Genomic DNA, 18,905 nt, shown 5'->3' on the forward strand with positions numbered 1-18,905 from the left:
ACCGGCAGGCGCCCGGAAGGCGCCCGCCTCTCTCATTTTTATTCCGCCGCGTCGGGCAGCTGGTCTTCGGGCTGGTTCTCGATCTTCGAGTTTTCCAGCTCAACCGAAAGACCGAGCGACCGCATTTCCTTGACGAGAACGTTGAAGCTCTCCGGAATACCGGCCTCGAAGGTATCGTCGCCACGGACGATCGCTTCGTAGACCTTGGTGCGGCCGGCCACGTCGTCCGACTTGACGGTCAGCATTTCCTGCAGCGTGTAGGCCGCGCCGTATGCTTCCAGAGCCCAGACTTCCATTTCCCCGAAGCGCTGTCCGCCGAACTGCGCCTTGCCGCCCAGCGGCTGCTGGGTAACGAGCGAGTAAGGACCGATCGAGCGAGCGTGGATCTTGTCGTCAACAAGGTGGTTCAGCTTGATCATGTACATGTAGCCGACGGTGACCTTGCGGTCGAACGGCTCACCGGTACGACCGTCATAAAGGACGGACTGACCGGATTCATGCAGACCTGCCTTCTTCAGCATCGCGGCGACGTCGGGCTCATGCGCACCGTCAAAGACCGGGGTCGCGATGGAAACACCGCGCTTGGCTTCTTCGGCAAGCTTCACCAGCGAGTCGTCGTCGAAACGCTGAACCTCGTCATTGGCTTCTGACGCGTAGATTTCCGTCAGCTCGCTGCGAAGCTCGCTGATGTCCATCGTCTTGCGATACTCTTCGAGCATCTCGCCGATCTTCTTGCCCATGCCTGCGCATGCCCATGCGAGGTGGGTTTCGAGGATCTGGCCGACGTTCATGCGCGAAGGCACGCCGAGCGGGTTCAAGCAGATGTCGACATGCGTGCCGTCTTCGAGGAACGGCATATCCTCGACCGGAACGATACGCGAGACGACGCCCTTGTTACCGTGACGGCCGGCCATCTTGTCGCCCGGCTGGATCTTGCGCTTAACGGCAACGAAGACCTTGACCATCTTCATGACGCCCGGAGGCATTTCGTCGCCGCGCTGGACCTTTTCGACCTTGTCCATGAAGCGCTGTTCAAGGCGCGACTTGGACTCGTCGTACTGGCCACGAAGCGCTTCGAGTTCGGACTGGGCCTTCTCGTCTTCGACCGCGAACATCCACCACTGCGAGCGGGGATACTCGGAGACGACGGCGTTGGAAAGCTCGACGCCCTTCTTGAAGCCCTTCGGACCGGCGATGGAAACGTGGCCACGCAGCATGTCGATCAGACGGCCGTAGACGTTACGGTCAAGAATTGCCTGTTCGTCGTCGCGGTCCTTTGCTAAGCGCTCGATCTCTTCGCGCTCGATAGCCATCGCGCGCTCGTCCTTCTCCACACCGTGACGGTTGAAGACGCGGACTTCGACGACCGTACCGAACGTGCCCGGAGGCATGCGCATGGAGGTGTCGCGAACGTCGGAAGCCTTTTCACCGAAGATGGCGCGCAGAAGCTTTTCTTCCGGCGTCATCGGGCTTTCGCCCTTCGGCGTGATCTTGCCGACGAGGATATCGCCCGGCTGAACTTCCGCACCGATGTAAACGATACCGGCTTCGTCGAGGTTCTTCAGCGCTTCTTCCGAAACGTTCGGAATGTCGCGCGTGATTTCTTCCGGACCAAGCTTCGTGTCGCGCGCCATCACTTCGAATTCTTCGATGTGGATGGAGGTGAACACGTCGTCGGAAACGATACGCTCCGACATCAGGATCGAGTCTTCGTAGTTGTAGCCGTTCCAGGGCATGAACGCGACAAGCGCGTTGCGGCCGAGAGCCAGATCGCCGAGGTCGGTCGACGGACCGTCCGCGATGATATCGCCCTTGGAGATGTTGTCGCCGACGGAAACCAGCGGACGCTGGTTGACGCAGGTGTTCTGGTTCGAACGCTGGAACTTCTGCAGACGGTAGATGTCGACACCGGACTTGCCGGCATCGAGGTCTTCCGTGGCGCGGATAACGATACGGGTCGCATCCACCTGATCGACCACACCGCCACGACGGGCTGCGATGGCAGCGCCGGAGTCACGGGCGACGATCGGCTCCATGCCGGTACCGACGAACGGTGCCTCGGCGCGCAGAAGCGGAACGGCCTGACGCTGCATGTTCGAGCCCATGAGAGCGCGGTTGGCGTCGTCGTTTTCCAGGAACGGAATGAGAGCCGCTGCGACCGAAACGAGCTGCTTCGGCGAAACGTCCATCAGGTTGATGTTGTCACGTGGTGCGAGCATAACTTCGCCCGAGTGACGGCAGACGACGAACTCTTCCGAGAACGAACCGTCTTCATTGAGCGGCGCATTGGCCTGCGCGACGTAATATTTGGCCTCTTCCATGGCGGAGAGGTAGATCACGTCGTTGGTCACCTTGCCGTCGACGATCTTGCGGTACGGGCTTTCGATGAAGCCGTACTTGTTGACGCGGGCGAAAGTTGCAAGCGAGTTGATCAGACCGATGTTCGGGCCTTCCGGCGTTTCGATCGGGCAAATGCGGCCGTAATGGGTCGGGTGAACGTCGCGGACTTCGAAGCCGGCGCGCTCGCGGGTCAGACCACCCGGTCCAAGAGCCGAAAGACGGCGCTTGTGGGTGATTTCCGAAAGCGGGTTCACCTGGTCCATGAACTGCGACAGCTGCGAGGAACCGAAGAATTCGCGAACGGCGGCGGCTGCCGGCTTCGCGTTGATCAGGTCCTGCGGCATCACGGTGTCGATTTCGATCGAGGACATACGTTCCTTGATCGCACGTTCCATGCGCAGAAGGCCCAGACGATACTGGTTTTCCATCAGCTCGCCGACAGAACGGACACGGCGGTTGCCGAGGTTGTCGATGTCGTCGATTTCGCCCTTGCCGTCGCGCAGTTCGACCAGCATCTTGACGACGGCGAGGATGTCTTCCTTGCGCAGCGTGCGCACGGTGTCTTCCGCATCGAGGTCGAGGCGCATGTTCATCTTGACGCGGCCAACGGCCGACAGATCGTAACGCTCCGCATCGAAGAACAGCGAGTTGAACATCGCTTCCGCCGATTCCATGGTCGGCGGCTCACCCGGACGCATGACGCGGTAGATGTCGAACAGGGCTTCCTGACGGTTCTCGTTCTTGTCGGCAGACAGCGTGTTGCGGATATAGGCGCCAACATTGACGTGGTCGATGTTGAGGACCGGAATCTCGTCGAAGCCGGACTGCAGGATGAGACCGAGGGTCTTCTCGTCGATTTCGTCGCCGGCTTCGAGATAGATTTCACCCGTCTCGTAGTTGACGATGTCTTCGGCCAGATAGTTGCCGTAGAGGTCTTCGTCGGTCGCCTTCAGCGCCTTCAGGCCCTTCTCCGTCAGCTGACGGATCAGGCGCGGGGTCAGCTTCTTGCCACCTTCGACCACGACTTCGCCGGTATCGGCGTCGATCATGTCGGTGATGACCTTGGCGTTCTTCAGCGTCTCGGGCTGGAACGGAATGCGCCAGCCGTCGCCGTCGCGCTCATAGGAAGCCTTGGTGTAGAAGGTCGACAGAATGTCTTCGCCATCCATGCCAAGCGCCATCAGCAGCGAGGTCACGGGGATCTTGCGGCGACGGTCGATACGCGCATAGACGATGTCCTTGGCGTCGAACTCGATGTCGAGCCAGGAACCGCGATACGGGATGACGCGGGCAGCGAAGAGCAGCTTGCCGGAAGAATGGCTCTTGCCCTTGTCGTGATCGAAGAACACGCCCGGCGAACGGTGCATCTGCGAAACGATGACGCGCTCGGTGCCGTTGACGATGAACGTACCGTTATTGGTCATGAGCGGCATGTCGCCCATGTAGACGGACTGTTCCTTGATGTCCTTGATGGACTTTGCGCCCGTATCTTCATCGATATCGAACACGATGAGGCGCAGCGTCACTTTCAGCGGCGCAGCATAGGTCAGATCGCGCTGACGGCATTCCTCGACGTCGAACTTCGGCGCTTCGAATTCGTAGGACACGAATTCAAGCATGGAGGCGCCGGAAAAATCGGTGATCGGGAATACGGACTTGAATACGGCATTCAATCCCTCGTCGGGACGGCCACCCTTGGGCTCGTCAACCATGAGAAACTGGTCGTACGAAGCCTTCTGAACCTCGATGAGGTTCGGCATTTCCGCTACTTCTGGAATTTTGCCGAAAAACTTGCGTACGCGCCTGCGACCGTTAAACGAAAGGGTCTGAGCCATCGTCGCTCCTTTAAAAATTGCATCCGGGCCTGCAACGGACGGGAACCGATGGCCAGTCGATCCCGTCAAGCAATGGGTGTCATCAATCTCGTTCCACATCCCGGATCGATCAGGCCGGATTGCCTAGATGAGCCGGTTCGGAACCATTCTCTTGAAGAACCCATTACCCAAAAGCCATTTTCACGCGGCTTTTGGGTAATGAGTTTTAAAAACGATAACGACGGAAAGGGGCATGAAGCCCCTTCCCGCCAGTAATCGCAAGATTACTTAACGTCGACCTTAGCGCCGGCTTCTTCAAGCTTCTTCTTGAGATCAGCAGCTTCAGCCTTGGAAACAGCTTCCTTGACAGCCTTCGGAGCGCCTTCAACGAGGTCCTTGGCTTCCTTCAGGCCGAGGCCCGTGATAGCGCGGACTTCCTTGATGACGTTGATCTTGTTGGCGCCAGCGTCAACCAGGATCACGTCGAATTCAGTCTTTTCTTCTTCAGCAGCAGCAGCAGCGCCTGCACCGCCAGCAACAGCAGCAACAGCTACCGGAGCAGCAGCGGAAACGCCCCACTTTTCTTCGAGAAGCTTGGACAGTTCTGCAGCTTCCAGAACGGTCAGCGAGGAGAGGTCGTCTACGATCTTTGCGAGATCAGCCATTTTGATAGTTCCTTTTGTTCAGTTCGAACCAGTTTGAATATTTACAGCGAAAAACCGCCTTAAGCGGCTTCGTCCTTCTTGGCGTAAGCCGAGAACACCCGTGCCAGCTGGCTTGCAGGTGCGGCGACAACCGTAGCGACGCGGGTTGCCGGGGCATTGAGAAGGCCCAGCAGCTTTGCGCGCAGCTCGTCCAGCGAAGGCAGGGTCGCAAGCGACTTGACTGCTTCGGCGTTGAGCGTGGTTGCACCCATGGCGCCACCGAGAACAACGACCTTGTCGTTGGTCTTGGCGAAATCCATGACGACTTTCGGAGCGATCATCGGGTCGACGCTGTATGCAATCAGCGTCTGGCCCTTGAAGAGATCTGTCATCCCTTCCGACTCCGTGCCCTGAAGAGCGATCTTGGCCAGGCGGTTCTTCGCGACCTTGACGGTGCCTCCGGCAGCGCGCATCTTCGAACGGAAGTCGTTCATCTGCGCAACGGTGACACCAGCATAGTGGGCCACGACAACCGAACCGGAAGCCTTGAAGACTTCGTTCAGCTCCGTGACGAATTCGCGTTTTTCCGCTCTTTCCACTGTCTGTCTCCAGTAGACGGGAACACAACATGTGAACCCGTCGGGTTTGCCTTTGCCCCAAGGGACCTTTTTACAAAGATCCCGAGCGACGCTCGAGGATCCTGTCCCCCGCTCTGTCGCCGCAAACGGCTTCAGGCACAGGCACACCAGGTTCGAACCGGACAGTCAGGCATCCAGGATGCCTCAAATCCAGCCTCACCCGTCTCATGCAGGTTGAATGATTAAGGCCAGGTCCCGAAAGACAAGGCCACCCGCAATCTCGGACAGGAGTTCCGGGTTTCCCCGGAAATCTCCGGCTCCTGGGAGCCGGAAATTCTTTTATTCACACTTCCCTTGGGAAGCGCGAGAATTGATTAAGCCGTGACCGACGAAGGGTCGATCTTGACGCCCGGACCCATGGTCGAGGAAATCGCGACGCGCTTGACGTAGTTGCCCTTGGCACCGGTTGGCTTTGCCTTGATGACGGCATCGGCGAAAGCCTTGATGTTTTCTTCAAGAGCCTTGGCGTCGAACGAAGCCTTGCCAACGCCAGCGTGTACGATACCGGCCTTTTCGACGCGGAATTCGACAGCGCCGCCCTTGGATGCCTTGACAGCACCGGCAACGTCCATGGTCACGGTTCCGACCTTCGGGTTCGGCATCATGCCACGCGGGCCGAGTACCTTGCCGAGACGGCCGACGAGAGGCATCATGTCCGGGGTCGCGATGCAACGATCGAAGTCGATCTTGCCGCCCTGAACGATTTCAACCAGTTCTTCCGCACCAACAACGTCAGCGCCGGCAGCCGTGGCTTCATCAGCCTTGGCGCCACGGGCGAAGACGGCGACGCGAACGTCACGGCCTGTGCCGTTCGGCAGGTTGACGACGCCACGAACCATCTGGTCCGCGTGGCGCGGGTCAACGCCGAGGTTCATCGAAACTTCAACGGTTTCGTCGAACTTGGCGACAGCACGTTCCTTGACCATCGAAATGGCGTCGGTGAGAACGTAGAGCTTGTTCGGATCCACGCCTTCGCGGATCTTCTGAATGCGCTTTGCTACCTTGGCCATGATCAACCTACCACTTCCAGGCCCATGGCGCGGGCGGAGCCCTCAACCATTGCCATTGCGCCTTCGATGTCGGCTGCGTTCAGATCCTTCATCTTGGCTTCAGCGATCGTCTTGACCTGAGCCTTGGTGATGGAGCCGACCTTGGCGCCCTTGCCAGGCGTCTTGGAACCGGAGGTGATCTTTGCTTCCTTCTTCAGCCAGTAGGTCATCGGCGGCTGCTTCATGACGAAGGTGAAGGACTTGTCCTGGTAATAGGTGATGACGACCGGGATCGGCATACCCTTTTCCATTTCCTGCGTGGCGGCATTGAACGCCTTGCAGAATTCCATGATGTTAATGCCACGCTGACCAAGTGCCGGACCGATCGGCGGGGACGGATTGGCCGCCCCGGCCTTTACCTGCAACTTGAGCTGGCCTGCAACTTTCTTAGCCATATCTCTCTGCCTTTCAATTCAAACCGGTTACCCGGCTTCTCTTAAGCCGGATTGCTCCGGCGGCTGCGGTTGCGTGGTGCGGCGCCCTGCCCCGGCTTAAAGAGCCAGTTAGCCTTCCACGCGCTTGGGGCTTCGCCCCGCCAATCAGACCTTTTCGACCTGATTGTATTCCAGCTCGACCGGCGTAGCGCGGCCGAAAATCGACACTTCCACCTTCAGGCGCGAACGCTCTTCGTCGACATCCTGAACCACGCCGTTGAACGACGCGAACGGACCGTCGGAAACGCGAACCTGCTCGCCGATCTCGAACGAAACCGAAGACTTCGGACGCTCGACACCTTCCTGAACCTGACCGAGGATACGCTCGGCTTCATAATCGGGAATCGGAACAGGCTTGCTGTCCGAACCGAGGAAACCGGTAACCTTCGGCGTGTTCTTGATGAGGTGATAGGCCTCATCCGTCAGGTTGGCGCGCACCAGCACGTAACCTGGAAAAAACTTGCGCTCGCTGTCGACCTTGCGGCCGCGACGCACCTCGACCACCTTTTCGGTCGGCACGAGGATTTTCTCGAAAAGATGATCCAGGCCCTTCTGACGGGCCTTTTCCTCGATCGACTCGGCGACCTTCTTTTCGAAATTCGAATATGCGTGAACGATATACCAGCGCGCTGCCATTTTTATTCTCCGTTCGATCCTTCCACCGGGCCTTTGACCGCGCCGTTACCGGCCTACGTTCAGCACCAGGCTGAGCAGCCAGCCGATGAGCTGATCCGCAGCAAAGAAGAACAGAGCCGCAAAAATGACCATCACCAGCACCATAGCCGTCGAAATCATGGTCTCGCGGCGCGACGGCCAAGTGATTTTTGACGCTTCGGCGCGAACCTGCTGCAGAAACGTAAACGGATTGGTTTTGGATGCCATTGACTGCCCACGCAATTACGGCGCGTAAAGCCGATACTGATCAGCCCCACGCACCGCGTGTCTGTTTTGACCCTACATAAACACCGATTCCCTTTTTAACAAGAGGAAATCGACATTCCGCGAAATTCGCCGGAAATCCGGCACCCATCTGCCATGCAGCGAGGACCCGCGCTTGCGAATGGAAAGTGGCAGGGGCAGAGGGGCTCGAACCCCCGACCTGCGGTTTTGGAGACCGCCGCTCTACCAACTGAGCTATACCCCTTGATCACCTGAACCGGCCGCGAAATCGCTTGGCCAATTCGGTATGCGCTCCTTTAAGGTGCAGGGAAAAGAATGGCAAGTGTGTTTTTTGTTTTTTCACATTGTCTGGCAAAATACCCCGGCACACCCGCCCACGGGGTACATCGTTCAATTCGCTGATCTTCCCCCATTTCACAGGAACGCCCATGAGCATATATCTCGTCCGTCACGGCCAGACCGAATTCAACGCCGTTCGCCGCTGGCAGGGTCAGGTCGATTCGCCGCTGACGGAACTGGGGCGACAACAGGCGATGCGCATGGGCCGCAGGCTCGCCGCGCTGATCGAAACCGATGAAGTCCATATTTTCTCCAGCCCGCTCGGCAGGGCGAGGCAGACCTGCGAGATCGTCGCGGGTGAAATCGGCATGATCGACGGCATCACCCTCGATCCCGGCCTGATGGAGATCGGCATGGGCGTATGGGATGGCATGACGGATTACGAGATCGACTATGAATATCCCGGCATGCGCGACGGGTTGGATCGATACGAATGGTTCTTCCACGCGCCGGGCGGTGAGACGTTCGAAAAAATGACAAGCCGGGTGGCCCGCAGCTTGGAGACCATTCAGCAGAGACAGGCTCGCGATGCGATCGTCATCTGCCACGGCATCACCAGCCGCCTGTTGCGCGGCGTCTATGCGAACCTTCCAAAGGAGGAGGCATTGCGCCTTGATGTGCCGCAGGACGCATTCTTCCATCTCAAGGATGGCGATATCGTCCGCATCGACTGCTGAGCCCTTTCAGGCAATAAAAAACCCCGCCGTTTCCAGCGGGGTTTTCTTCAATCCCTTGCGGGTTTGAAATTACTCGACGATCGAGGCAACGATGCCGGCGCCGACGGTACGGCCGCCTTCGCGGATAGCGAAGCGCAGCTTTTCTTCCATCGCGATCGGAACGATCAGCTCGACGTCAACGGTGACGTTGTCGCCAGGCATAACCATTTCCGTGCCTTCCGGAAGCGTAACGATGCCCGTTACGTCCGTCGTGCGGAAGTAGAACTGCGGACGGTAGTTCGTGAAGAACGGCGTATGACGGCCGCCTTCTTCCTTCGTCAGGATGTAGGCTTCAGCCTTGAACTTCTTGTGCGGCTTCACAGAACCCGGCTTGCACAGGATCTGACCACGCTCGACGCCGTCACGGTTAACACCGCGAACGAGAGCACCGATGTTGTCGCCGGCCTGGCCCTGGTCGAGCAGCTTGCGGAACATTTCAACGCCGGTAACCGTCGTCTTCGAGGTCGGACGAATGCCGACGATTTCGACTTCTTCACCAACCTTGACGATACCGCGCTCAACGCGACCCGTCACAACCGTACCACGGCCCGAGATCGAGAACACGTCTTCGATCGGCATCAGGAACGGCTGGTCGATCGGACGCTCAGGCGTCGGGATGTAGGCGTCAACCGCAGCCATCAGCTCGCGGATCGCGTCTTCACCGATCTTCTTGTCGGAATCTTCAAGGGCAGCGAGAGCCGAACCCTTGATGATCGGGATATCGTCGCCCGGGAAGTCGTAGGACGACAGAAGTTCGCGAACTTCAAGTTCGACGAGCTCGAGAAGCTCGGCGTCGTCAACCTGGTCGACCTTGTTGAGGAACACGACGATTGCCGGAACGCCAACCTGACGGGCAAGCAGGATGTGCTCGCGGGTCTGCGGCATCGGGCCGTCGGCAGCCGAGCAAACCAGGATCGCGCCGTCCATCTGGGCAGCACCGGTGATCATGTTCTTCACGTAGTCGGCGTGGCCGGGGCAGTCGACGTGCGCGTAGTGACGGGCAGGCGTTTCGTATTCAACGTGTGCCGTCGAAATCGTGATACCACGGGCCTTTTCTTCAGGCGCGGCGTCGATCTGGTCATACGCCTTGAATTCGCCGAAGAACTTCGTGATCGCTGCCGTCAGCGACGTCTTGCCATGGTCAACGTGACCGATCGTGCCAATGTTGACGTGCGGCTTATTGCGCTCAAACTTGCTCTTTGCCATGTGAATTGCTTCCTGTGAACGTGAAGTAGTTTCCCCGGCGTACCGGTTTGGTGTCGCCGTTTAAGGCTTTGTAAGCGAATGCGCAAGACTTAAGTGTGAAAGCGTCTTCGCGCGCGCCCTAAGCGTGCCTTGAGGCCCGTATATGGTATCTGATTTGCGACATTCAAACCCTCGCGAGGGCGAAGCCGGCATCCGCCCGACGACCCCCTCCTCCGGAATGGCCGATCACTAAATAAGATATTTCTATCACAACTTCTTTACCTGCACCGGCATGATGGCTTAAGGACATTTCATCGCCGGGGGGGAGACGGGCGACTGGAATCCGGTGCGGGCGCGCCATCCCAAGCCATATCTCGATCCGTCGCCTCCCTCGCGACCTCTCTATCCGTTTCAGGACCATCCCATGGAAATCTTCACAGCCGCCGGTTTCACGGCATTCTTACAGGTCATCGCAATCGACCTCGTGCTGGCGGGCGACAACGCCATCGTCATCGGCCTTGCCGCCGCCGGTCTGCCCGCTCACCTTCGCCGCAAGGCGATCCTGGTCGGCATCATCGCCGCCACGGTTCTGCGCATCGGCTTTGCCGCCGTCACCGTGCAGCTTCTCGCCATTGTCGGCCTGCAATTGTTCGGCGGCCTGCTGCTCGCCTGGGTGTGCTGGAAGATGTGGGTCGAACTGCGTGAGGCCGCAGGCTCCATCGAAGACGAGGTGACGGACGAAGAGGCCGACCTGACCAAGGGTCACAAGACCTTCTTCCAGGCCGCGACCCAAATCGTCATCGCCGATGTTTCCATGTCGCTGGACAACGTCCTTGCCGTCGCCGGCGCCGCACAGGAACATGTGACGGTGCTCATCATCGGCCTCGTCGTTTCGATTGCGCTCATGGGCCTTGCCGCCAACTTCGTCGCCAAGCTGCTGCACCGCTATCGCTGGATTTCCTATCTCGGCCTGATGGTCATCATCTATGTCGCCCTCAACATGCTGTATCACGGCACCCTCGAGGTTCTGCCCTATCTCCAGCCCTATCTGAGCTGAAACGACCAGCAGATACGCTTCTCCAGAAGGCCCGGAACGCCAGTTTCCGGGCCTTTTTCATGGCCTGCGCCCGTCAGGTCCCCTCATCCTCTTTGCCGTCGCAGGACAGGAAGAATCAACCGGCGCGCTTGCTGCAACATCGGGAGAAGACAGGGAAATCGTGAATTTTTGCCGATGGATTCTGACAATTGAGGTCAGCCACGGGCAAGCCTAGGGAGCTAGTCAATAAGTCATAATAATAAAAAGAAAGGTAAAGCTGCCAATGGCTTATGACTGGAGCGGCGGTCGCACCCGCCGCCTTCGCAGGGTGAGGCTCGGTGTTGTCGCCAGCTCTCTTATCCTGCTGGCGCTTCTTGCGTCGCTCGTTCTTGGCTGAACGCGCCGCGCGCGCACTCCCACGCTGACCGGCGGCATGGCAAGGTTTTCAAAAACCGCCCTGCCGCCGCTCCTTTGAGGCAACGCTCCCAACGATCAGGATTTCTTCGCCTCCACGCAATGAACCGGCTTTTTCATCTCCGGATCCGCCATCAGATCGTAAAGATCCGCCTCCTCGCCCTTCGACCACCAGACATAGATGCCGCCCTGATATTTGGCGCCCGACCCGGAAATGACATTTGCGGCAACGGTGACGCCATCCTTCAGCCCCAGCCGTACGAGGCTGATCTCACCGGCATTGAAATAGACGGCCTCCACCTTATCAGTGGCGCATTGATAGACGGTCTCCACCTTTTCGACCGTCGTGTCTTTCGGAAGCGGAATCACCAGCTCTTCAGCCATGGCGCCAGTAGCGACCGACATGGAGAAAGCTGCAAGGCATGTCGCGGCAACGGATTTTTTCATGATGACCCTTTCCTGATTTCACCGAACCATAAGGTCACGCCAGCAAAGCCGAAATGGGGCGGCCGCCTCTCACCATAGCAAATTTTCGGGAATATCGGCCTCCCAGGCATAAGGCGGCTTTATCGCCGCACAGGCCTTGCGGCACTATCGTTCAGGCCGGCAAGCTGTGGCAAAACCTATCGAAAAAGCCAATAAACGACGCCAAGGATCACCGTCCACATCAGCAGCGATATGGCCAGCACGGTGAGATAGTTTCGAAATCGTCTGGTCATCCGCCCACATTGCCGGCGAGCCGTCATCGGACAGCCGCAGCCGTTGAATTGCTGGATGCGGATCGAGCCGCAGGGTCAAGTCTTTCTATCAAGAGACTGAATCGCAAGCCATTCGCAGATTTTACCCGCCCGAAAACGGGGTTGCCCCATGCCGCGCGTTTCCACCCATCAAGGAACGGCCTCATCCGCGATCAGGTCCTGATCGCGGACAGGAAGCGATATCCGCATCTGCCGGCGAATGGCGGCTAAGGGGAAAAGGGGCCAGGGGCAAACGATCGCGACCGAATCGGCTCACGCGTCATCCGAAACCATGTCGGATAACGCGCCAGTGCCGGAGGTAATCCGCCCCTGCCTGTCTCAGCTCTTCAGGGCCGTGTTGCACAGGCTCCAGTAGCCGCCGCCCTTCTGGATCCATTTCAGATCGCCGAGCGTGCCGTCATTCTTGTTCTTGTGATAGGAGTCGACACAGGTTTTCAGGCGGGCCTTTGCAGGCGTCTCGCTTGAATATTTCTTATCGACAGCACTCGGGAAAGCGACGCCCTTCGGGGCCTTTGTCGTCGCTTTTGCGGGTTCTTTTTCGGTGGTGGCCGCGACCTGCTTGTCGTCGGCCGCATCCTCGGCTGCCGCCTCGCTGCCGCAGAACTTGGCGCGATAGTCGTTCCACTTGACGTCCTTGGCCGACCCGTCGGCTTTCGCCGCCTGATATTTCACGCTGCACTCCTTCATGGTGAGTGCGGCTGCGGGGGAGACAAACGCCGCCGATGCCAGCAGCGCAAAGGATGAGAGAATGACAACCCTGTTAAACATTGAAGACTCCCGTTTGCATGATTGCCGGCCGACTATCTGACCGGATTTTCCGCTTGTCAACGAGCAGTGCGAAAGGACGGAGAAGCGAAGCAGGCGGGAATGGAACTTGCTCACCGGACACACCGTCTTCCCCGGTGAAGGCGGCATAGCGCTGTCGTGATGAACGCCGCACCGCAGGACGCGCGGCATCCCGATATCGCTGCTTCAACCGCCTCCCGCGCCCAGCCCGGAGAATCACGTGTTCGTGTGGCGTCAACCCTTCACCGGAACGAATTTCCTAAGTTTTCGTTAGCATACCGAACGAATAACGAGGATTTATCGATGTTGAGGATGCCGAAGACCATCTCCGCGCTCGCTCTTGGCGTCGCGATATCTGCCGCTACTGTCGTGCCCGCCCATGCGTTGAGCCTCATCCAGCCGGCCTATGAAACACAGGCGCAGGCACAGAATTCAGATCAGCGAGGCTACCCCGCGTCTGCCTTTGCGGCGGGGAAAGGCGAAGAGGCCACGCCCAACGGCTATGCCCTGTCTCAAGCCGAAATCGACCATATAAAATGGTGTGCGGCGCGTTACGCATCCTACCAGCCCACCGACAACAGCTTTATGGCCCCTGCCGGGACGCGGACGCAGTGCCGTTCACCCTATTGAGTCGACTGAGGCCCGGGTTGCATCCCCAGCCCGGGCCGTTGCCGACAAGATAAAATTTACCTTAAATTCTACTGATCTGAACCTTTTGCCCTGCGAGCCGTTTCGACGCGTGCCAACGGTGAAAACGCGATGTTCTGGAATCTGGAAAAGCTTGAGCAGGAACGACTTGATCTGATCGAAGTCATCACCGCCCTGCGTCGCGTGGAGCGCCTGTCGAAAACGGATCGCACCTCGATCTTTGAGGAAATCACGGCGCATATGGGAAGGCTGAGCGAACTGGATGCGGAGAAACTGCGGATCCAGTCGGCGCTGGAGCCATCCTGAAAGACGAGGTCTGCATGGCAGGAGCCCACAGACGCAATCCTTAGACCTCAGAACAAAGCGCTCAGGAAGAACGCCCTTCCTAGAAGTGGAAAAATGCCAGAAGACGGCCGCATGTTTCCATCGAGGCAAAGGCGGAAAAACGGCGCTAAAGAAACTTTATCGATGATATTGGGGAGAAGCTGGAGCGGGTAGCGGGAATCGAACCCGCGTATTCAGCTTGGAAGGCTGCTGCTCTACCATTGAGCTATACCCGCGGTGGTGATTTCGATCCGTGCAGAATGGTGGAGGGAGTTGGATTTGAACCAACGTAGGCGTAGCCAACGGATTTACAGTCCGTCCCCTTTAACCACTCGGGCATCCCTCCAGCTTTCTGCTAGGATCGAGCGACCAAGCTCTTCAGATTTCGCTGCGGCGAAGCGCCGTTGCGTCGTCTGTGGCGCGTATATGACGGCCTCGTTCGTTTCTGTCAACACGCCCTTTCACGAATTTTCGGGAAAAAATTCAAACCTCTTTACGGCCCTGTGGATTATCGCGGGGGCTGGTGCGCGCCTCACGGCAGAGATATAAGGCGCCATGAGCAAAGACGATCCCAAGAACAAATCCACCCGCGACACGCACTATGCCAACCTGCGCCGCGCCGTGCGCGACGCCAAGCGCGAGCGCGGCGAAATTCCGACCCCGCAGCAGCCGAAGCGCAAGAACCGTGGCGCAGACGACTGGAAGCCGCCGCAGCTTGCGCCCGATCAGGTGCATCTTTACGGCCTGCATACCGTGCGTGCGGCGCTCGCCAATCCCGAACGGCAGATCGTCAGGCTCTCCGTCACCCAGAACGCCTTTGCGCGGCTGGATATCGGTGAGGCGGATGCCCAGCCCTTCCCCGTCGAGATGGTTTCGCCGCAGGATATCGACAGGGTCCTCGGCCCCGAGGCCATCCATCAGGGCGTGATGCTGGAAACCCGGCCGCTGCCGGTCAAGCGTCTCGGCGCGCTGAAGGACAGCCCGCTCATCCTCGTGCTCGATCAGGTCACCGATCCGCACAATGTCGGCGCCATCATGCGCTCGGCGGTCGCCTTCAACGCCGGCGCCGTCATCACCACCATGCGCCACAGCCCGACCGAGTCAGGCGTACTGGCGAAATCGGCTTCCGGTGCGCTGGAACTCATTCCCTATATCCAGATCACCAATCTGGCCGATGCGCTGGGCGAGCTGCACAAGCTCGGCTTCTTCTCCGTCGGTCTGGATTCGGAAGGCCCCGCCCCCATCGAACAGACGTTCAGCGGCGAAAAAATCGCGCTGGTGCTGGGCGCCGAAGGCAAGGGCCTGCGCCAGAAAACGCGCGAAACCGTCTCGGCGCTCGCCCGTCTCGATATGCCCGGCGAGATCAAATCGCTCAACGTTTCGAATGCGGCAGCCATCGCCCTTTATGCAACGCAGCAATTTCTGGGCAAAGCGTCGTCCTGACGCTTCGCCTTCCTTGCGAAATCGCAAAGCGCAACGCATGCTGCGCCTTTGTCATTCGCACGGAGCAAATCTCAACATGACCGACCAGACCATCAAACCGACCGGCGAGCTGACGCTCAGAACGCTCGCCATGCCGGCCGACGCCAATCCGGCCGGCGATATTTTCGGCGGCTGGGTCATGTCGCAGATGGACTTGGCGAGCGGCATCCGCGCAGCGGAGCGTTCCCGCTGTCGCGTCGTCACGGCGGCGGTCAAGGAAATGGCCTTCGAGTTGCCGGTGAAGATCGGCGACACGCTGTCCATCTATACCGACATCGCCCGCGTTGGCCGCACCTCCATCACGCTGACGGTGGAAGCCTGGGCGCAACGGTCGCGTTATGACAAGCTGGAAAAAGTCACCGCGGGAACCTTCATCATGGTGGCGATGGACGAAACCGGACAACCCACGCCCATTCCGGCAGCGGAATAAGCGCGCTGCGGCGCTGGGCTCCAGCGCCGCCCTCGATTTAAGATATATATATATATATATATCCGGCAAGCCACGTCGGCCCACCCGCATTGCGTCGATCATTCTTCGCGGGCAAGCCGGGTTTGCGGGAACGCGGCGCAACAGACGCCGATATTGGCTTTGAACCGCTCCGCAAAATGCAGGGTGAATGAATTGTCGAGCGGGAACGGGCTTTGCAGCACCTGCCACGGCAGTTGCTTGAAGAGAACCGACTGGCCGTATTTTGGCAGGATGTTGATGACGAAACTGCCCTGCTCATAGGCTGGTCCCGCCCATCGCGCATCCCGGCATCGCCACTGCTCGCCGTGCTTTTCCCATTGGTCCGGCCGATACAGCGCCGCCCACTCCAGCATAAGCTCCGATGCGAGGATACCCTTGCAAATGAACACGCCCGCATTGAAGGGACTGCGCCAGTAAGGGTTATCCGAGGCATATATGAAAACCTCTTCTCCCACGAAAAACCGGGTGACGGGTACCGAAAGATCGTGAACGACCGCATCAGTATCCAGCCATAACACGATGTCATAGCCCGACCGCAGATAGGACGTCACGACAAGAGGCTTTGCCCAGAAGGGCGGAATATCTATCCCGAGCCGATTGACAAAAAAATGCTCGTACCCCTGCTGTTCTGCATAATGCGAATTGCGGACGATTAACGGCGCGAGAATTCCCAGCGCATCGAGCGGACGGCTATCGAACTGCACGATGGCTATTTTCATGAAAGGGATACCCTGCGGCCGCCGTTTTTTTGTCTCGCCAAGTGCACCAAATTACAGAAACTCCGGATCATGATCGCGCATGAGCGAAATGACGTGAGATAATTCAGTTATTTTATTTCCACGATGCAAACAAAATAACATGATTATATTCGTATTCTTAAATAAAAACCGTACCATGCAGAGACATAAACGGATTTAATTTATAAATCCAATTAAAATCGAAAGTAATTATCAGTATAATTACATGGCCGGGTCAGGATGCTGAGGGTCGCTGACCTGTGTTGCCGTCATTGTGTCGCGGTGACATCTCGCCGCAAATATGACATTCCGATTGCATGGGATTCATTCGCAGGATCATGCAGGACAGAAGTTCGGCTGGCGCCATCGCCATGCTGGCGGTTCTGCTTTTCCTTTTGCAGGGGCTCGCCAACGGCCTGACCAGCGGCAACATGGCGATGGCCGCGCTGGCGGCGGATGAGATCATCTGTTCCAGCCATATGCCGGAAGGCGGCTCCGGCAAACAGAACCCCGCCGGCAAGATCGCCGACGACTGCTGCGGCACGCTCTGCCGTCTGGCCTCGGCCACGGTCGCCGCTCTTCCAGCTATTCCCATCGAGCGCACGGACAATATTCTCCCTGCGATCGAAGTCGCCTTCCGGACTATCGACGCGGCGTTGCCGCCATCGCCGCCCAATCTGGAATCGCGCCCGCGCGCACCTCCCTCCGCTCCGCAGCGCTAGAACACTCTCCGGCCTGCCGGAAAATCAATTCTCTTGCGGAGACATCCATGTCCGTTACGACCTCTTTCGGGGGCGAGCGTGCGCCTGCGCATTCCTCGTCCGCAAATCTTTACCGCGCCGTATGGCGCTGGCATTTCTACGCCGGTCTGCTCGTCCTGCCCTTCATGATATCGCTCGCCGTCACCGGCGCGCTTTATCTCTTCCGGGACGAGTTCGATAATCTCATCCATTCGGATCTGAAGCGGATCGAGTTGGTGCAAAATGCGCCGAAAGCGCTGCCTTCCGAGATCGTGACCGCAGCGCTTGCGGCCGTTCCCGGCACCGCCGTCAAATATACCACCCCCGTCGATCCGGGCGCGTCGGCGGAAATCACCGTCAATACGGCGGATGGGAAACGCGCCGTCTACGTCAATCCCTATACTGCCGAGGTTGCGGGCTGCCGGATCGCGGTACCGTCATGTGGACGATCCGCTATCTCCACAGCCTGAAATATTTCGGCACCTATGCCCGCTATCTGATCGAGATCGCCGCCGGCTGGTCCATCCTTCTCGTCGCCACCGGCATCTATCTCTGGTGGCCGCGAAAGCAGACCGGCGGTGTCGTGACCGTGCGCGGCACGCCGAAAAAGCGGGTGTTCTGGCGCGATACCCATGCCGTTACCGGCATTTTCGTCGGTTTTTTCATCGTTTTCCTTGCCGTCACCGGCATGCCCTGGTCGGGCGTCTGGGGCGCCAAGGTCAATGAATGGGCGAATGGCAGCAACTTCGGATATCCGGCGGGCATTCGCACCGATGTACCGATGTCGGGCGAGCATCTCGATCACGTCGCGAAAACAAGCTGGTCGCTGGAGCAGGCGAAAATCCCGAAATCCACCCATTCCGCGGAAGGCCAGCCAATCGGGATCGACGAGGCGATAGCACGTTTCGACGCGCTCGGTCTTGCCGCCGGTTACGCTGTCGCCCTGCCGGGAAAACCAACGGGCGTCTATAGCGGCTCCGTCTATCCCGACGATCTGGCGCAGCAACGGGTCGTCCATCTCGACCAATATAGCGGCGACCCGCTGATCGATATGAGCTACGCCGATTACGGCCCGCTCGGTAAAGCGCTGGAATGGGGCATCAACGTGCATCTGGGCCAGCAATATGGCCTCGCCAACCAGATCGTGCTTCTGGCAGCCTGTATCGGCATTGTGCTGCTTGCCGTATCCGCCGGCATCATGTGGTGGAAACGCCGTCCGAAAGGGTCACTCGGCGTGCCGCCTTTGCCGCAGGAAAAACGCGTCCTGCGCGGTCTGCTCGTCATGCTCGCCATCGGCGGCATCATTTTCCCGCTGGTGGGCGCGAGCCTGCTGGCCATGCTGGCGCTGGATATGATCGTACAGTCGCGCCAGAAACGACGCACAATCTGAAAATGAAAACAGCCGGGCGAAAATCCCGGCTGTTTCCCTGTTATCGGCAATGCGACGGCAAC

18 protein-coding genes, 3 tRNA genes and 1 pseudogene are annotated in these 18,905 nt (G+C 58.7%); 8 read left to right on the top strand and 14 right to left on the bottom strand.

Features of this window, described 5'->3' with window-relative positions:
• Window positions 1-38 precede the first annotated feature (38 nt).
• The 8 genes from rpoB to ACIK7D_RS09010 all read right to left on the bottom strand — a co-directional run bounded on the left by rpoB (window position 39) and on the right by ACIK7D_RS09010 (window position 8,063).
• Window positions 39-4,175, bottom strand: coding sequence for a DNA-directed RNA polymerase subunit beta (gene rpoB, locus ACIK7D_RS08975; RefSeq protein WP_003523727.1), 4,137 nt, complete (start codon window positions 4,173-4,175; stop codon window positions 39-41).
• Window positions 4,176-4,438: 263 nt separating this feature from the next.
• The gene (gene rplL, locus ACIK7D_RS08980; protein WP_003523726.1) at window positions 4,439-4,819 is read right to left on the bottom strand and encodes a 50S ribosomal protein L7/L12; all 381 of its coding nucleotides are present in this window, start codon (window positions 4,817-4,819) and stop codon (window positions 4,439-4,441) included.
• Window positions 4,820-4,878: 59 nt separating this feature from the next.
• A complete protein-coding gene (gene rplJ, locus ACIK7D_RS08985) occupies window positions 4,879-5,397 on the bottom strand; it encodes a 50S ribosomal protein L10 (protein WP_003523725.1) in 519 nt (172 codons plus the stop codon).
• A 353-nt stretch (window positions 5,398-5,750) separates the two neighbouring features.
• Window positions 5,751-6,446, bottom strand: a complete 696-nt coding sequence (rplA, locus tag ACIK7D_RS08990) for a 50S ribosomal protein L1 (RefSeq protein ID WP_003523724.1) — start codon at window positions 6,444-6,446, stop codon at window positions 5,751-5,753.
• Window positions 6,447-6,448: 2 nt separating this feature from the next.
• A complete protein-coding gene (gene rplK / locus ACIK7D_RS08995; RefSeq protein WP_003523723.1) occupies window positions 6,449-6,880 on the bottom strand; it encodes a 50S ribosomal protein L11 in 432 nt (143 codons plus the stop codon).
• Window positions 6,881-7,024: 144 nt separating this feature from the next.
• Window positions 7,025-7,555, bottom strand: coding sequence for a transcription termination/antitermination protein NusG (gene nusG / locus ACIK7D_RS09000; RefSeq protein ID WP_003523721.1), 531 nt, complete (start codon window positions 7,553-7,555; stop codon window positions 7,025-7,027).
• 45 nt (window positions 7,556-7,600) lie between these two features.
• The gene (secE, locus tag ACIK7D_RS09005) at window positions 7,601-7,801 is read right to left on the bottom strand and encodes a preprotein translocase subunit SecE (RefSeq protein ID WP_003523719.1); all 201 of its coding nucleotides are present in this window, start codon (window positions 7,799-7,801) and stop codon (window positions 7,601-7,603) included.
• 186 nt (window positions 7,802-7,987) lie between these two features.
• Window positions 7,988-8,063: transfer RNA gene (locus tag ACIK7D_RS09010), tRNA-Trp, on the bottom strand.
• Window positions 8,064-8,247: 184 nt separating this feature from the next.
• Here ACIK7D_RS09010 and ACIK7D_RS09015 point away from each other — a divergent pair.
• Window positions 8,248-8,835 (top strand): histidine phosphatase family protein, encoded by a 588-nt coding sequence (locus ACIK7D_RS09015; RefSeq protein WP_400156109.1) that lies wholly within the window; start codon window positions 8,248-8,250, stop codon window positions 8,833-8,835.
• A 69-nt stretch (window positions 8,836-8,904) separates the two neighbouring features.
• On the opposite strand, the gene tuf is transcribed toward ACIK7D_RS09015, so the two are convergent.
• The gene (gene tuf, locus ACIK7D_RS09020) at window positions 8,905-10,080 is read right to left on the bottom strand and encodes an elongation factor Tu (protein ID WP_003525183.1); all 1,176 of its coding nucleotides are present in this window, start codon (window positions 10,078-10,080) and stop codon (window positions 8,905-8,907) included.
• Window positions 10,081-10,483: 403 nt separating this feature from the next.
• Between tuf and ACIK7D_RS09025 the strand changes: the two genes are divergently transcribed.
• Window positions 10,484-11,116 (top strand): TerC family protein, encoded by a 633-nt coding sequence (locus ACIK7D_RS09025; protein ID WP_035263395.1) that lies wholly within the window; start codon window positions 10,484-10,486, stop codon window positions 11,114-11,116.
• A gap of 471 nt (window positions 11,117-11,587) precedes the next feature.
• Here the strand turns inward: ACIK7D_RS09025 and ACIK7D_RS09030 are convergent, their stop codons facing one another.
• Window positions 11,588-11,956, bottom strand: coding sequence for an MliC family protein (locus ACIK7D_RS09030; RefSeq protein ID WP_080816625.1), 369 nt, complete (start codon window positions 11,954-11,956; stop codon window positions 11,588-11,590).
• Between the two features lie 629 nt (window positions 11,957-12,585).
• Entirely contained in the window at window positions 12,586-13,035 is a 450-nt protein-coding gene (locus ACIK7D_RS09035) for a hypothetical protein (protein WP_035263391.1), read from the bottom strand.
• A gap of 321 nt (window positions 13,036-13,356) precedes the next feature.
• On the opposite strand from ACIK7D_RS09035, the gene ACIK7D_RS09040 reads away from it, so the two are divergent.
• Window positions 13,357-13,683, top strand: coding sequence for a BA14K family protein (locus ACIK7D_RS09040; protein WP_400156110.1), 327 nt, complete (start codon window positions 13,357-13,359; stop codon window positions 13,681-13,683).
• Window positions 13,684-13,812: 129 nt separating this feature from the next.
• Complete coding sequence (locus ACIK7D_RS09045) at window positions 13,813-14,007, top strand: hypothetical protein (protein ID WP_035263387.1); 195 nt, start codon at window positions 13,813-13,815, stop codon at window positions 14,005-14,007.
• Between the two features lie 180 nt (window positions 14,008-14,187).
• On the opposite strand, the gene ACIK7D_RS09050 is transcribed toward ACIK7D_RS09045, so the two are convergent.
• Together ACIK7D_RS09050 and ACIK7D_RS09055 are read right to left on the bottom strand one after the other, a co-directional pair.
• Window positions 14,188-14,261, bottom strand: a tRNA-Gly gene (locus tag ACIK7D_RS09050).
• Window positions 14,262-14,286: 25 nt separating this feature from the next.
• Window positions 14,287-14,371: transfer RNA gene (locus ACIK7D_RS09055), tRNA-Tyr, on the bottom strand.
• A 209-nt stretch (window positions 14,372-14,580) separates the two neighbouring features.
• Between ACIK7D_RS09055 and ACIK7D_RS09060 the strand changes: the two genes are divergently transcribed.
• Both ACIK7D_RS09060 and ACIK7D_RS09065 read left to right on the top strand, forming a co-directional pair.
• Window positions 14,581-15,468, top strand: coding sequence for an RNA methyltransferase (locus tag ACIK7D_RS09060; protein ID WP_080816616.1), 888 nt, complete (start codon window positions 14,581-14,583; stop codon window positions 15,466-15,468).
• 76 nt (window positions 15,469-15,544) lie between these two features.
• A complete protein-coding gene (locus tag ACIK7D_RS09065; RefSeq protein ID WP_035263398.1) occupies window positions 15,545-15,937 on the top strand; it encodes an acyl-CoA thioesterase in 393 nt (130 codons plus the stop codon).
• A gap of 98 nt (window positions 15,938-16,035) precedes the next feature.
• Here ACIK7D_RS09065 and ACIK7D_RS09070 read toward each other — a convergent pair whose 3' ends face one another.
• Complete coding sequence (locus ACIK7D_RS09070) at window positions 16,036-16,695, bottom strand: hypothetical protein (RefSeq protein WP_400156111.1); 660 nt, start codon at window positions 16,693-16,695, stop codon at window positions 16,036-16,038.
• A gap of 335 nt (window positions 16,696-17,030) precedes the next feature.
• Between ACIK7D_RS09070 and ACIK7D_RS09075 the strand changes: the two genes are divergently transcribed.
• Together ACIK7D_RS09075 and ACIK7D_RS09080 are read left to right on the top strand one after the other, a co-directional pair.
• Window positions 17,031-17,435, top strand: coding sequence for a DUF2946 family protein (locus tag ACIK7D_RS09075; protein ID WP_127757213.1), 405 nt, complete (start codon window positions 17,031-17,033; stop codon window positions 17,433-17,435).
• 47 nt (window positions 17,436-17,482) lie between these two features.
• A pseudogene (locus tag ACIK7D_RS09080) lies at window positions 17,483-18,843 on the top strand (PepSY-associated TM helix domain-containing protein).
• The last annotated feature ends 62 nt before the right edge of the window (window positions 18,844-18,905 follow it).

The sequence above is a fragment of the Agrobacterium sp. P15N1-A genome (genome assembly GCF_044626815.1).
GTDB classification, from domain to species: domain Bacteria; phylum Pseudomonadota; class Alphaproteobacteria; order Rhizobiales; family Rhizobiaceae; genus Agrobacterium; species Agrobacterium leguminum.